Here is a 12,714-nt window from a genome sequence, read left to right as displayed (position 1 = left end):
GCTATGCAAGATCGGGTCCAATCTGCCTTTGAGTAAAATGCAAGACGGCCCGCGCTCCCGGTCTGGACGAGACGCTTTCCTGCCAGGGCGGCTCACTTTAGGGTCACGCGACGCCGAACAACCAATGACGAAGGTGGAGGAAGCCTTGCCGACGACCATAGCCGCTGACGATGAGGGGAATTTGACACGGAGCTTCGACGGCCTTCGCGTGCTCGATTTTTCGACCACGATCGCCGGACCTCATTGCACGCGGATGCTCGCCGACATGGGCGCGGAGGTGATCAAGATCGAGCCCGCCGAGGGCGAGACGATGCGGACGCGGCCGCCGGTGCGCAACAATTGCTCGACGGCGTTCGGCCAGCTCAATATCGGCAAGAACAGCCTCGTGCTCGACCTGAAGTCGCCGGCCGGCGTCGAAGTCGTGCGCCGGCTGATCGCCACCGCCGACGTGCTGGTGGAGAATTTCCGTCCCGGCGTGATGCGGCGGCTGAAGCTCGACTATGCCTCTATCCGCGACATCAATCCGAAGCTGATCTTTTGCTCGATCTCCGGCTACGGCCAGACCGGCCCGTCGGCGGAATTGCCGGCCTATGCGCCGGTGATCCATGCCGCCTCGGGCTACGAGATGGCGCATCTCGCCTACCAACCGGGCCGCAGCCGGCCGGACTATTGCGGCATCTACCACGCCGATGTGCTGACCGGCGTCTACGCCTTCGGTGCGATCTCGGCGGCGCTCTACCAGCGCGCCGCCAGCGGCAAGGGCCAGCACATCGACGTCTCGATGCTGGAATCGATGCTGAGCCTGACCCTGAACGAGTTGCAATGGTCGCAATTCGAGGTGAAGCAAACCCAGCGCCCGATGTTCGGCCCGATCGAGACCACGGACGGCTACGTGATGGTGGCGATCGCCAGCGAGAAGACGTTCCAGAACCTGATGCAGGTGATCGGTCGTCCCGATTGGGTTTCCGATCCGCGCTTCGCCAAATATGCCGATCGGCGGGAGAACTGGGCGGGCCTGATGGAGGGCGTGGAGGCGTGGTCGCGCTCGGTCAGCACGCAGGCCTGCCTTGCCGCGCTCAACGAGTATGGCGTGCCGTCATCGGCCTATCGCACCGTGCGCGAGGCACTCGCCGATCCGCAAATCGCCCATCGCGGCGCGCTGGCCGAGGTTGCGGACGGCGGCGGCAGCTTCAAGGTGCTCAATCTGCCGTTCCGCATGTCTGGCGCTGCGGTCGGTGCGCGCAAGCGGATGTCGACGCTCGGCGAGCACACGCTGTCCTATCTGAAGGAGATCGGGCTCTCCGAGGATCAGATCGCAGGCTTCGCAGCGCAACCGGCAAAGACGGCGCGTCATTAAGCCTGCGGCTTTTCATCCGCATTACGGTCTTGTCGCGCGCGGCGATTCCGGACAATCTGCCGCCCAACAGACGACGATCCGGAACACCGGACGTCGCCCACCTGGGAGGGAGCATTGATGAAGCTGGTCGGGCGCGCGCACGCCGTTGCGCGCATATTTCTTGTGGCGGGATTCAGTGCCGCGGCATTCGCTGCATCGGCCAATGCGCAGAAGCTGGGCGGCACGCTCAACGTTGGCCAGGAACTCGACATTCCCGGCTTCGACCCGCTCAAGGTCGGCGTCTACGACACCTCAGCCAATACCGCGGCGGCCGCAATCTTCGACACGCTGACCACACTCGACGACAAGGGCGAGGTGAAGCCGAAGCTCGCGCTGTCATGGGAGCATTCGGAAGACTTCAAGACCTGGACCATCAAGCTGCGGCCAGGCGTCAAATTCCATGACGGCACGCCATTCAACGCGCAGGCTGTGAAGGAGAATTTCGACCGCCAGAAGGATCCCGCCAACAAATGCCGTTGCGCCTTCTACATCACGAACATCATCAGCGTGAACCCAGTCGACGACCTGACGGTGGTCTATAATTTCAGCGACCCGGCCGTGAACTTCCCGGCGACGCAGACCATTCAAAGCTCCAACAACGTCATGCAGTCGCCGACCGCATGGAAGACCAAGGGCGACGACTACAACCGCAACCCGGTCGGCACCGGTCCCTACATCCTGAAGTCCTGGACCGCCGGCGACCGCATGGTGCTCGAGAAGAACCCGGACTACTGGAACAAGGGCAAGCCGTATCTCGACCGCATCGTCCTGAAGCCCTTGCCGGATGCACAGTCGCGCTTTGCCTCGCTGCAATCGGGCGAGGCCGACATCATCTGGGACGACGAAGCCGATGCCGACAACATCATCAGGGCGCGCAAGGACACGAGCCTGACCGTGCATACCTATGAAGGCTCGGGGGCTGCAGTCGCTGCCTTCAACACCAAGGTCCCGCCGTTCGACGACGTGCGCGTGCGTCAGGCGCTGGTGATGGCGCTCGACCGCACGAAGATGTCGCAGGCGATTACCAATGGTCTGGCGCGACCGGCCAGCAATCCCTACGGCGACGGGTCCTGGGTGAAGTGCAAGGATGACGGCGCGCTGCCCTACGATGTCGAAAAGGCCAAGGCGTTGATCAAGGATTACGGCAAGCCGGTCGAATTCAAGATGCTGGTCACGGCGACGCCGCGCGGCCGCACCGGCGGCCAGGTGCTGCAGCAATTCTGGAAGCGCATCGGCGCCAACATGGAGATCGAGCAGGTCGATCAGGCAACCATTCCGCCGCGCGCCTTCATGCGCCAGTTCCAGCTCACGCCGTGGCGCATCGTCGATCTCGCCGATCCCGATCCGCAGATGTACGCCAATTTCCACACCGGCAGCCCGGTGGCGCTCGCGAACTACTCCAATCCAGAGCTGGACCGGTTGCTGGAGCATGCGCGGACCACGGCCGACGTCGCCCAGCGCACCGAGGACTATTGCGCGATCAGCCGCCTGATCAACAAGGAAGCAATCTGGTTCTGGACTTTCCAGAACACCTACTACGCAATCTCGAGCGCGAAGGTGAAGGGCGTGCCGAAGATGTTCAACGGGGTGCTCGACGTCTCCGACGCCTGGAAGGAATAGCCTTTCATGCTGTTCTTCGTCGCGCGTAGGCTCCTGTACCTGGTACCGGTGCTGATCGCGGTCTCGGTCCTGACTTTCGTGATCGCCTCGCTGTTGCCCGGCGATCTGGCCTATGTGATCCTCGGCGACCAAGCGACGCCGGAGAACGTCGCGGCCCTGCGTCACGACATGGGGCTCGATCAGCCGATCTGGCTGCGCTACCTCGGCTGGCTGTGGCACATCCTGCAGGGTGACTTCGGACGATCCTTCCGCACCGGGCAGACGGTGCTGCAGGCTGTCAGCGACCGCGTCCCGGTCTCGTTCGAGCTGATGATCCTGGCCGAGCTGATCGGGCTCGCGATCGGCGTGCCGCTGGCGATCGCCTGCGCGGCCAAGGCCGGCAGCGCGTTCGACCGCTTCATGACTGGCTCGGCCTTCGGCATGCTGTCGGTGCCGACCTTCCTGTCCGCGATCCTGCTGATCTATCTGTTTGCGGTCGAGCTGCGCCTGCTGCCGGCGACCGGCTACGTGCCGTTCACTGAGGACCCGGTCGCCAATCTGCGCTTCATGGTGCTGCCGGCGCTGACGCTCGGGCTTGCGGAATGGCCGGGCATCATGCGCGTGCTGCGCTCCGACATGATCGCGGCGCTGCAGGAGGACTACATCGCGCTCGCCAAGGCGAAGGGCCTCAAGCCGTCGCGCATCCTGTTCGTGCACGCACTGAAGCCGTCGTCGCTGACGCTCGTCACCATCACCGGCATCAATATCGGCCGCCTGATCGGTGGCGCCGTCATCGTCGAGTCGATCTTCGCCTTGCCGGGGATCGGCCGCCTCCTGGTCGGCGCGATCTATACCCGCGATCTGATCATCCTGCAGGGCGTGGTGCTGCTGGTTGCCGCGGGCTTCGTGATCATGAATTTCATCGTCGACATGCTCTACGCCCTTCTCGATCCGAGGATCCGCCATGGCCACGCTTGAGCTCAGCCTCGAGGAAGAGGCCGGTGCGACGCCGGCTCGGCGCCGCCGCGGGCTCGGCATGCTGTTCTGGATCGCGATCGGCTGGATGACGCTGGTGTTCACGGTCGCGATCTTTGCCGACCTGCTGCCGCTGCCGAGCCCGACCGACATGGACATGCTGGAGCGGCGGGCGCCGATCTCCGTCGAGCATTGGCTCGGCACCGACGGTCTCGGCCGTGACGAGCTGTCGCGGCTGATCTATGGCGCGCGCATCTCGCTGATCGTCGGTCTCTGCGCACCGATGATCGGTGTCACGATCGGCGGCGCGCTCGGCATGCTCGCGGGCTATTTCCGCGGCCGTTTCGAATCCTTCGTGGTCGGCAGCATGGACGTGCTGCTGGCGTTCCCGCCGCTGATCCTGGCGCTTGCGGTCACCGCCTACCTCGGCCAGTCGATCTTCAATCTGACCTGCATCCTCGGCGTGCTCGGCATTCCAGCCTTCATGCGGGTGGCGCGGGCGGCGACCTTGTCGCTGGCGCGGCGCGAATTCGTCATCGCGGCGCAGGCGCTCGGCGCCACGCATGCGCGCATCCTGCTACGCGAGCTGCTGCCCAATGTGATGCTGCCGCTGCTCGCCTTCTTCCTGCTCGGCGTCGCCGTCACCATCGTGGTCGAGGGCTCGCTGTCGTTCCTCGGCCTCGGCGTGCCGCCGCCGATCTCGAGCTGGGGCAGCATGATCGGGGAGGGGCGTGAGAGCCTCGAGGTGGCGCCGCGGCTCGCCTTCATTCCGGCGATCGCGATGTTCCTGACCGTGCTCTCGTTCAACCTGATCGGCGATACGATGCGTGCGCTGACCGATCCCAGGCAGGGGGCGCTATGAGCCGGACGCTGCTCTCGGTCGAGAATGCGGTGGTCGACCTGCCGACGCCGCGCGGCAATCTGCGGGCGGTGGATCATGTCGATCTCGCCGTCGGCGCCGGCAGGACGCTCGGCATCGTCGGCGAGTCCGGGTGCGGCAAGACCATGCTGTCGCGCGCGATCCTTCAGCTGCTGCCCAAGAAGGCGAAACTGTCCGGCCGCGTGATGTTCGACGGGCAGGATCTGACGAAACTGCCGGCCGAGAAATTGCGCAAGCTGCGCGGCCGCTCGCTCGCGGTCGTGTTCCAGGACCCGATGACCTCGCTCAATCCGGTGCTGACCATCGGCACCCAGCTGATCGAGACCATTGTGGAACATCTCGAGCTCGAACTCGCCGAGGCCCGGCAGCGCAGCATCGAACTGTTGGCGGCGGTCGGCATTCCCGCGCCCGAGCAGCGCCTCGCGCAATATCCGCACCAGCTCTCCGGTGGCATGCGCCAGCGCGTCGCGATTGCGGTGGCACTGTCCTGCGAGCCACAGCTCCTGATCGCGGACGAGCCGACCACCGCGCTCGACGTCACGATCCAGGCGCAGATCCTCGATCTCCTGGCGCGCGAGCAGCAGCGCCGTCACATGGCGATGATCATCATCACGCATGACCTCGGCGTGGTCGCCGGCCGCACCGACGAGGTCGCGGTGATGTATGCCGGACGCGTCGTCGAACGCGCGCCGACGCCTGCCTTGTTCAAGCAGATGCGGATGCCCTACACCGAGGCGCTGCTCGCCGCGCTGCCGAAGCTCGACGTCGCGCCGCATACGCCGCTGCCGGCGATTTCGGGGCGGCCGCCCGATCCGACCCGGCCGCTCAAGGGCTGCTCGTTCTCGCCGCGCTGCCGCTATTCCGCGGAGCGCTGCGGCGCGGAGAAGCCGCAGCTCAGCCGGGCCGAAACGCCGGAGCATCTCTACGCCTGCTTCCATCCGATCACCGCGGGGGTCCGCGCATGATGCTGCAGGCAGCACCCGATCCGCTGATGAAGGTGGAAAACCTCGTCGTCGAATATTCGGTGGGAGGCAAGACCATCCATGCCGTCTCCGATGTCAGTCTCGAGATCGCGCGCGGCGAGACGCTGGGGCTGGTCGGCGAATCCGGCTGCGGCAAGTCCACCCTTGGCCGCGCGGTGCTGCAATTGCGCCAGGCCGTCTCCGGCAAGGTGCTGTTCGATGGGCACGATCTCACCACACTGAAGGGCGAGCCACTGCGCAAGATGCGCCGGCGCGTGCAGCTGATCTTCCAGGACCCGATTGCCTCGCTCAATCCGCGGCGGCGGATCGGCGACATCGTCGCCGAGCCGCTGGTGATCGCGGGCGTCAAGGATCCCGAGGAACGCCGGCGGCGCGTCAGTGACGTGCTGTCGGCGGTCGGCCTCGATCCGGCGCTGGTGAGCGGACGCCTGCCGCATGAATTCTCCGGCGGACAATGCCAGCGCATCTGCATCGCCCGCTCGCTGGTGCTCAATCCGGAATTCGTGATCTGCGACGAGCCGGTGTCCGCGCTCGATGTCTCGATCCGCGCCCAGATCCTCAATCTGCTGGAGGAGATGAAGGCGCGCTACGGCCTGACCCTGCTGTTCATCGCCCACGACCTCGCCGTGGTGAAGGCAGTCTCAGATCGCGTCGCGGTGATGTATCTCGGCCGGCTCTGCGAGGTCGGCCCGTCGGAGCAGTTGTTTGCACGGCCGGCGCATCCCTATACCGCGCTGCTGATCGAGGCGATCCCGGTGCCGGATCCGGATGTCCGCCCGACCCAGAGCGTGCCGGTCGGCGAGCCGCCGTCGCCGATCGCGCCGCCCTCCGGCTGCCGCTTCCGCACCCGTTGCCCGCGGGCCGACGCGCGCTGCGCCAGCGAAGTGCCGGAACTGCGCGTGGTTGCGCCCGGCCAGTTCGCGGCTTGCCATCATCCCCTGATCTAAATATCCGGAGGCCGACACCGCGTTTGTCCCGGACGGGCAGGCGTGGCAAGGTCCGCCGCAAGAACAAGCTACGGGAGAACAGCGATGAAGAGTTTCCAGGTCGTCGATTTCAACGCCCCCTTGAAGGAGGTCGATCAGCCGACGCCACAGCCGTCGGGCACGCAGGTGCTGATCAAGGTCAAGGCCGCCGGCGTCTGCCACAGCGACCTGCATATCTGGGAGGGCGGCTATGATCTCGGCCACGGCCGCAAGCCGCTGTCCCTGAAGGATCGCGGCGTCTCGCTGCCGCGCACGATGGGCCATGAGACGGTCGGCGAGATCGTGGCCTTCGGGCCCGACGTCAGGGACGCCGACAAGGGCGGCCTCAAGGTCGGCGATATCGCGCTGGCCTATCCCTGGCTCGGCTGCGGCAAATGCCCGACCTGCCTCGGCGGCGACGAGAACATGTGCGCGATCAAGCCGAATGCGCTCGGTGTCTATTGCGACGGCGGCTACGCCGACCACATGACGGTGCCGCATCCGAAGTATCTGCTCAACCTCAAGGGGCTCGATCCCGTCACGGCCGCGCCCTATGCCTGCTCCGGTGTCACGACCTACAGCGCGCTGAAGAAGGTCGAGAAGGATCTCGACACACCGATCGTGATCTTCGGCGCCGGCGGTCTCGGGCTGATGGCGCTCTCACTGTTGAAGGCGATGGGCGGCAAGGGTGCGATCGTGGTCGATATCGACGCCAGGAAGCGTGAGGCGGCCGAAGCCGCCGGCGCGCTCGCGACCGTCGACGGCAAGGCGCCCGACGCGCTGGAACAGCTTGTCAAGAAGGCCGGCCAGCCGATCCGTGCCGCGATCGATCTGGTCGGCAACGCCCAGACCTCGCAGCTCGGCTTCGACTGCCTGACCAAGGGCGGCAAGCTCGTGATCGTCGGCCTGTTCGGCGGCGGCGCGCCCTGGGCGCTGCCGCTGATCCCGATCAAGGCGGTCACCATCCAGGGCAGCTATGTCGGCAATCTGCGCGAGACCCAGGAGCTGCTCGACCTCGTGCGGACCAAGAAGATTCCGGCGATCCCGGTCACGCCGATGCCGCTGGCAAAGGCGAACGAGGCGCTGACCAACCTGCAGAAGGGCCAGCTGGTCGGCCGCGCGGTGCTGACGCCGTAGTCTCCCTTCCGTCATTCCGGGGCACGCGAAGCGTGAACCCGGAATCTCGAGATTCCGGGTTCGATGCTCCGCATCGCCCCGGAATGACTGTTGTGCTCCGGAGAATCTCATGTCGGCCAACAACGCACTCCACATCGCCGTCCTCGGTGGCGATGGCATCGGCCCCGAGGTGATGGCGCCGGCGCTCGACGTGCTGCGCAAGATCGAGGCGTCGGCCGGTCTCAAATTTCGCTTCACCGAGGCGCCGGCCGGCGCGGGCCATTACAAGGAAACCGGCAAGTCGATGCCGGAGAGCACGATCCGGCTGTGCGAGGAGGCCGACGCGATCCTGCTCGGAGCCTGCGGCCTGCCGTCGGTGCGCTACCCCGACAACACCGAGATCGCGCCGCAGATCGAGTTGCGCATGATCTTCGATCTCTACGCCGGCGTGCGGCCCGCGCGGTTGATCCCCGGCGTATCGAGCACGATCGTCGGCGCCGACCAGCGGGGTATCGACCTCGTCGTGATCAGGGAATCGACCGAGGGCCTGTTCGCCTCGATGGGCAAGGGCGTCGTCACCGACAGCGAGGCGCGCGAGACGATGGTGATCACGCGCCACACCTCCGAGCGGCTGTTCGAGTTCTCGTTCCGGCTCGCCGAACGCCGCAAGGCGCGCGGCAAGGTCAATGGCGGGCTGACCTGCGTCGACAAGGCGAACGTGTTCAAGGCGTTCGCATTCTTCCGGAACATCTTCGACGAGACTGCGAGGCGTCATCCCGACGTCAGGGCTGACCACCTCTACATCGATGCGGCCGCGGCTGCGCTGGTGAAGCGTCCGTGGGACTTCGACGTCATGGTGACCGAGAACATGTTCGGCGACATCCTGTCCGATCTCACCGCCGGTCTGATCGGCGGCATGGGCATGGCGCCGTCAGCCGACATCGGCGACCGCTACGCGGTGTTTCAGCCGTGTCATGGCACGGCGCCCGACATCATGGGGCAGGGCAAGGCCAATCCGACCGCGATGATCCTGTCGGCCGCGATGATGCTGGACTGGCTCGCCGACAAGCATGGACTCGAAAGCGCCGCCGAAGCCGGCGAACGGATCGAGCGCGCGGTCGACAAGGTCTACGCCGACGGCATCAAGCCGTTTGAGTTCGGCGGCAGCAACGGCACGACCGATGTCGCGAAGGCGGTATTGGCAGCGCTCTAGCGCGGAAGGGTGAGGGGGCCGAAGCCCCCTCGCTGATGATTAGCGATGGTGTCCGCCGTGATGGCCACCATGATGTCCGCCGTGATGAGGGCGGTGCCCGTAATGATGCGGGCGATGGTGGAATTGCGGACGATGATGCCATCCGTGATGGCGCGGTCCGTAGTAGCCGTATGCGCCCGGTCGCCAATAGCAGCGGCCCCAGCGATCGCAGTCCTGGCGCACCTTGTCGACATTGGACGTTTCGCCCGCGATGTGACCGGCTTGCGGAAGCCCGTTGGGCATCGCGGATGCCGCGCCGGACATCAACGCTGCGCTTCCAAGCGCGGCGAGTCCAGTAACGGCAAGCTTGATATTCATCGAGATCTCCTTGGTTGAAGCCTGAGAACGTCCATGCGGGCCACTTCGTTGCTGCGACAAAAAAGACAAGCTCGTGCACTTGGTTCTGGCGGCGCCGGTTCAACTGAGGAAATGCGGGAGTTATGAGGTCGCCTGATGTGCGGGCGACAATTGGCCGCGCGACAGAATAGCGACGCATTGCGCGCGCATGCGCTGCGCGAGATCGGCAGTCGAAGCGCGAGCTGAAAAGAGCGGCGCGCATGCGAGGCTACCTGCGCGAAGATCATGCTCACGTGGAGCGGCGGGATCATGACGCGATGCTCGTCGCCGCTTCATGACCGCGCATCCGGCGGGTACTGAAGCTATCCGCCTGGATCACAAAATCTTGAAAGACAGCCGCGCCTCAAGAAAAAGCGCTACCATCGGCGATGGCAGCGCTTCGACGTCTTCCTGGCCCGACCGGCGTGTGCAGCCGCAGCGGCCGGTGACCGGCCGTTGCGGTGTGGTGGGATCGCGTTCGCGGAGACGCGACCCGATCCGCGCTCAGTCTTCGTTGGCGGCGATCGATTCCATCAGCGACACCAGCTGACGTTGCACCGTCTGATCCTTGATCTTGCTGTAGGCGCGCAGCAACCGGAGGCTGAACGCGCTGTCGAGGAACAGCAGGCTCTCGACTTCGCGGGCCTTATTGTCGCCGTCGTAGAAGAAGGTGACCGGCACATCCAGCGCGGTCGCGATCTGTTGAAGGCGGGCAGCGCCGACACGGTTGACGCCCTTCTCGTACTTTTGAACCTGCTGGAAGCTGACGCCAAGCTTGTCGCCGAGTTCGGCCTGCGAGATCTTTTGCTCGACACGGCGCAGGCGAATCCGCTTGCCCAACTCAATGTCCGGCTTGCCGGCACTGCGCTGCTTCATCTTCTTTGCTGCTGATCTGTTCATTCTTGTGACCCGTCCTTCAAATCGAGAATCCCTGGCCCGGCTGGGTCAGGGACACGTTCATGATGTACCGCGTTAAGCTCGAGTGGATCGCCAGTTCGTCTGAACCACGAAATCCAGGAAGATCGCGGGATGGTATCCAAACGCAAACGCGCAAGGAAACACCCTAGTACCGACTCGGTCGACTACCTGAAGTCGACCGCGCCAAGGTGTCTGTCGACACCCCGCCCTCTACATTTGGCAAAATATTGACCAAACCACAACTAGCGCGAGTTTGATCGACACAGATTTTGCGCACATGCATAATAGGCGTCAATGCACAGCGCCCGTAGTTCTACGGGCCGCTATATTGTACGAGCGTCGTTGCACGGATGCAACCCCAGCTAGTGCAGCCTGAGGTCGAGAGGTGGCCGGCGAGTGCTTGACTGAATCATCCGATTTGCAAGAGTTTGACGTAAGTCCAAGTCAGGCTTTCGGAATGTTGCTGGACAATTGCCCAAAAGTTCTCAATCATCTGGAACAAATGTGTGCCTACGACAAGCCGGCGAACTCTGGCGGGAGGGGCCAATGAAGCGAAAGAGGGGAACGCCTCGACTCTACCTCGCGGCTTCGGGAGTTGAAGATATGGCGGTCGCAAACACGGAAGAACGGTTGCTGGCGCTGCTTGCAACGCTGGAGGAATGTCAGGCGTTCCTGACCGACCGGGCGAACACGGAGACGGCACGGCTGTTGTCCCTCGCCATCCTCGAGCTTCGGATGGAGCTCCACAAGGTGACGGATTCCGAGCTGAAGGCCCTCTGTGACATGATCGCTTCGGGTGAGCCCGTGCTGGAACAATCGACGGCCCGGCAACTGCCGCCGTATTTGAGGCTGATCAAGTAAGTCAGCGCCCCGCGCCACGCGCGGGACGCCGCTCGGCTTGGGACGCGCGGCTCAGCCCGCAGTCACGTCAACTGCCTCGGCGCCTTCGAGCACGCGACGGGCCTTGTCGCGGTCGAGGTCACCTTCCCATGCCGCGACCACGACGGTGGCGACGCAGTTGCCGATCAAATTGCCGACTGCGCGCGCCATGCCGATGAACCAGTCGACCGAGAGCACCAGCACGAGGCCAATCGCCGGGATGCTCGGCACGGCGTTGAGCGTCGCCGCCAGGATGACGATCGCCGAGCCGGGCACGCCATGCGCACCCTTCGAGGTGATCAGCGACACGCCGAGCACCAGCATCAGGTCGCCGAACGACAGCGGCGTGTTGGTCGCCTGCGCGATGAACACGACCGCGAGCGTCAGGTAGATCGAGAAGGCGTCGAGATTGAAGGAATAGCCGGTCGGGATCACGAGGCCGACCACCGAATCCTTGACGCCGAAACGCTCCAACTTGCGCATCACCTGCGGCAGCACCGCGTCGGACGATGCAGTGGCGACCACGATCATCAGCTCCTCGCGCAGGTAGCCGAGGAATTTGAGGATGTTGATGCCGGCGAGCGCCATCACGGCGCCGAGCACGCCGAGCACGAAGATCGCGACCGACACGTAGAACAGCGCGACCAGCGACAGCAGCTGCTTCAGCGAACCGACGCCGTATTTGCCGACCGTATAGGCGACGGCGCCGAGCACGCCGATCGGCGCGAAGCGCACGATCAGGCCCATGGCGCGGAACAGCACGGTCGAGACCGCATCGATGAAGGAGGAGATCTTCTCGCCCTTCTCGCCGCCGACCAGTGCCAGGCTGACGCCGAAGATGATGGCGAAGAACAAGACCTGCAGCACGTCGTTGCGCGACAGCGCGTCGAACGAGGTGGTCGGGATGATGTTGAGCAGGAAGCTGCCGATGCCTTCGCCCTTCAGCTTCTGCGCGTTGCTGGCATAGTTGCCGAGGGCCTTGGCATCCAGCGTCGAGGTATCGATGTTCATGCCGTGGCCGGGGCCGAACAGATAGGCGAGCAGCAGTCCGACCACGAGCGCGACCGTCGTCATCGTCTCGAAATAGACCAGTGCCTTGACGCCGACCCGGCCGACCTTCTTGAGGTCGCCGGCACCCGCGATGCCGTGCACGACGACGCAGAACACGATCGGCGCCACGATCATCGAGATCAGCTTCAGGAAGGCATCGCTGAAGATCTTCAACCCGATCGCGAAATCGGGCGCGGCCATGCCGATGACGATGCCGAGCAGCAGCGCGACGAGCACCTGCACGAACAGTGATGTGTAAAGCGGCTTGCGCGCAACTGTCGCTTCCGCTGCGATGGTCGACATGACTTCCCCCTGTTTCTGGCCGGCCGAACCCGCCAATCATAGCAACTTGCGTGCCAAGATGT

Annotated in this window: 12 protein-coding genes; 9 read left to right on the top strand and 3 right to left on the bottom strand. The window is 64.7% G+C overall.

The annotated features are described in order from the left end of the window. The first annotated feature begins 124 nt into the window (after window positions 1–124). From J2R76_RS15400 to J2R76_RS15365, 8 genes are all read left to right on the top strand, one after another. Window positions 125–1,357, top strand: a complete 1,233-nt coding sequence (locus J2R76_RS15400; protein WP_141340340.1) for a CaiB/BaiF CoA-transferase family protein — start codon at window positions 125–127, stop codon at window positions 1,355–1,357. A 117-nt stretch (window positions 1,358–1,474) separates the two neighbouring features. Beyond that, window positions 1,475–3,016, top strand: coding sequence for an ABC transporter substrate-binding protein (locus J2R76_RS15395; RefSeq protein WP_141340339.1), 1,542 nt, complete (start codon window positions 1,475–1,477; stop codon window positions 3,014–3,016). A gap of 6 nt (window positions 3,017–3,022) precedes the next feature. After that, window positions 3,023–3,973 (top strand): ABC transporter permease, encoded by a 951-nt coding sequence (locus J2R76_RS15390; RefSeq protein WP_057017526.1) that lies wholly within the window; start codon window positions 3,023–3,025, stop codon window positions 3,971–3,973. Continuing rightward, window positions 3,960–4,832 (top strand): ABC transporter permease, encoded by an 873-nt coding sequence (locus J2R76_RS15385; protein ID WP_141340338.1) that lies wholly within the window; start codon window positions 3,960–3,962, stop codon window positions 4,830–4,832. Before J2R76_RS15390 ends, J2R76_RS15385 begins: the two co-directional genes overlap by 14 nt. Continuing rightward, window positions 4,829–5,815, top strand: coding sequence for an ABC transporter ATP-binding protein (locus J2R76_RS15380; protein ID WP_253624112.1), 987 nt, complete (start codon window positions 4,829–4,831; stop codon window positions 5,813–5,815). Before J2R76_RS15385 ends, J2R76_RS15380 begins: the two co-directional genes overlap by 4 nt. Beyond that, entirely contained in the window at window positions 5,812–6,780 is a 969-nt protein-coding gene (locus J2R76_RS15375; RefSeq protein WP_057017523.1) for an ABC transporter ATP-binding protein, read from the top strand. The genes J2R76_RS15380 and J2R76_RS15375 overlap by 4 nt, the downstream gene beginning before the upstream one ends. An 84-nt stretch (window positions 6,781–6,864) precedes the next feature. Then, window positions 6,865–7,935, top strand: coding sequence for an alcohol dehydrogenase (locus tag J2R76_RS15370; RefSeq protein WP_057017522.1), 1,071 nt, complete (start codon window positions 6,865–6,867; stop codon window positions 7,933–7,935). 109 nt (window positions 7,936–8,044) lie between these two features. Then, window positions 8,045–9,127 carry an isocitrate/isopropylmalate dehydrogenase family protein gene (locus J2R76_RS15365; RefSeq protein WP_076827029.1) on the top strand — a complete coding sequence of 361 codons (1,083 nt, stop codon included), beginning with the start codon at window positions 8,045–8,047 and terminating at the stop codon, window positions 9,125–9,127. Window positions 9,128–9,166: 39 nt separating this feature from the next. On the opposite strand, the gene J2R76_RS15360 is transcribed toward J2R76_RS15365, so the two are convergent. Together J2R76_RS15360 and J2R76_RS15355 are read right to left on the bottom strand one after the other, a co-directional pair. Then, the gene (locus J2R76_RS15360) at window positions 9,167–9,484 is read right to left on the bottom strand and encodes a hypothetical protein (protein ID WP_159109533.1); all 318 of its coding nucleotides are present in this window, start codon (window positions 9,482–9,484) and stop codon (window positions 9,167–9,169) included. A gap of 522 nt (window positions 9,485–10,006) precedes the next feature. Then, the gene (locus J2R76_RS15355) at window positions 10,007–10,402 is read right to left on the bottom strand and encodes a helix-turn-helix domain-containing protein (protein WP_016844123.1); all 396 of its coding nucleotides are present in this window, start codon (window positions 10,400–10,402) and stop codon (window positions 10,007–10,009) included. A 621-nt stretch (window positions 10,403–11,023) separates the two neighbouring features. On the opposite strand from J2R76_RS15355, the gene J2R76_RS15350 reads away from it, so the two are divergent. Further along, window positions 11,024–11,281, top strand: a complete 258-nt coding sequence (locus J2R76_RS15350; RefSeq protein ID WP_141340336.1) for a hypothetical protein — start codon at window positions 11,024–11,026, stop codon at window positions 11,279–11,281. Window positions 11,282–11,332: 51 nt separating this feature from the next. Here J2R76_RS15350 and J2R76_RS15345 read toward each other — a convergent pair whose 3' ends face one another. After that, a complete protein-coding gene (locus tag J2R76_RS15345) occupies window positions 11,333–12,652 on the bottom strand; it encodes a dicarboxylate/amino acid:cation symporter (protein ID WP_141340335.1) in 1,320 nt (439 codons plus the stop codon). Window positions 12,653–12,714 lie beyond the last annotated feature (62 nt).

Source organism: Bradyrhizobium sp. USDA 4532 (assembly GCF_024171315.1).
Lineage (GTDB): Bacteria > Pseudomonadota > Alphaproteobacteria > Rhizobiales > Xanthobacteraceae > Bradyrhizobium > Bradyrhizobium australafricanum.
The sequence above is the reverse complement of the archived record's forward strand: the minus strand, read 5'-3'. Positions and strand labels throughout refer to the sequence as shown.

Bases quoted from the DNA above. Each gene is read 5' to 3' on its own strand.
- J2R76_RS15395 (WP_141340339.1), top strand. From the start codon at position 1,475: ATGAAGCTGGTCGGGCGCGCGCACGCCGTTGCGCGCATATTTCTTGTG.
- J2R76_RS15355 (WP_016844123.1), bottom strand. From the start codon at position 10,402: ATGAACAGATCAGCAGCAAAGAAGATGAAGCAGCGCAGTGCCGGCAAG.
- J2R76_RS15360 (WP_159109533.1), bottom strand. From the start codon at position 9,484: ATGAATATCAAGCTTGCCGTTACTGGACTCGCCGCGCTTGGAAGCGCA.
- J2R76_RS15400 (WP_141340340.1), top strand. From the start codon at position 125: ATGACGAAGGTGGAGGAAGCCTTGCCGACGACCATAGCCGCTGACGAT.
- J2R76_RS15375 (WP_057017523.1), top strand. From the start codon at position 5,812: ATGATGCTGCAGGCAGCACCCGATCCGCTGATGAAGGTGGAAAACCTC.
- J2R76_RS15365 (WP_076827029.1), top strand. From the start codon at position 8,045: ATGTCGGCCAACAACGCACTCCACATCGCCGTCCTCGGTGGCGATGGC.
- J2R76_RS15370 (WP_057017522.1), top strand. From the start codon at position 6,865: ATGAAGAGTTTCCAGGTCGTCGATTTCAACGCCCCCTTGAAGGAGGTC.
- J2R76_RS15385 (WP_141340338.1), top strand. From the start codon at position 3,960: ATGGCCACGCTTGAGCTCAGCCTCGAGGAAGAGGCCGGTGCGACGCCG.
- J2R76_RS15380 (WP_253624112.1), top strand. From the start codon at position 4,829: ATGAGCCGGACGCTGCTCTCGGTCGAGAATGCGGTGGTCGACCTGCCG.
- J2R76_RS15350 (WP_141340336.1), top strand. From the start codon at position 11,024: ATGGCGGTCGCAAACACGGAAGAACGGTTGCTGGCGCTGCTTGCAACG.
- J2R76_RS15390 (WP_057017526.1), top strand. From the start codon at position 3,023: ATGCTGTTCTTCGTCGCGCGTAGGCTCCTGTACCTGGTACCGGTGCTG.
- J2R76_RS15345 (WP_141340335.1), bottom strand. From the start codon at position 12,652: ATGTCGACCATCGCAGCGGAAGCGACAGTTGCGCGCAAGCCGCTTTAC.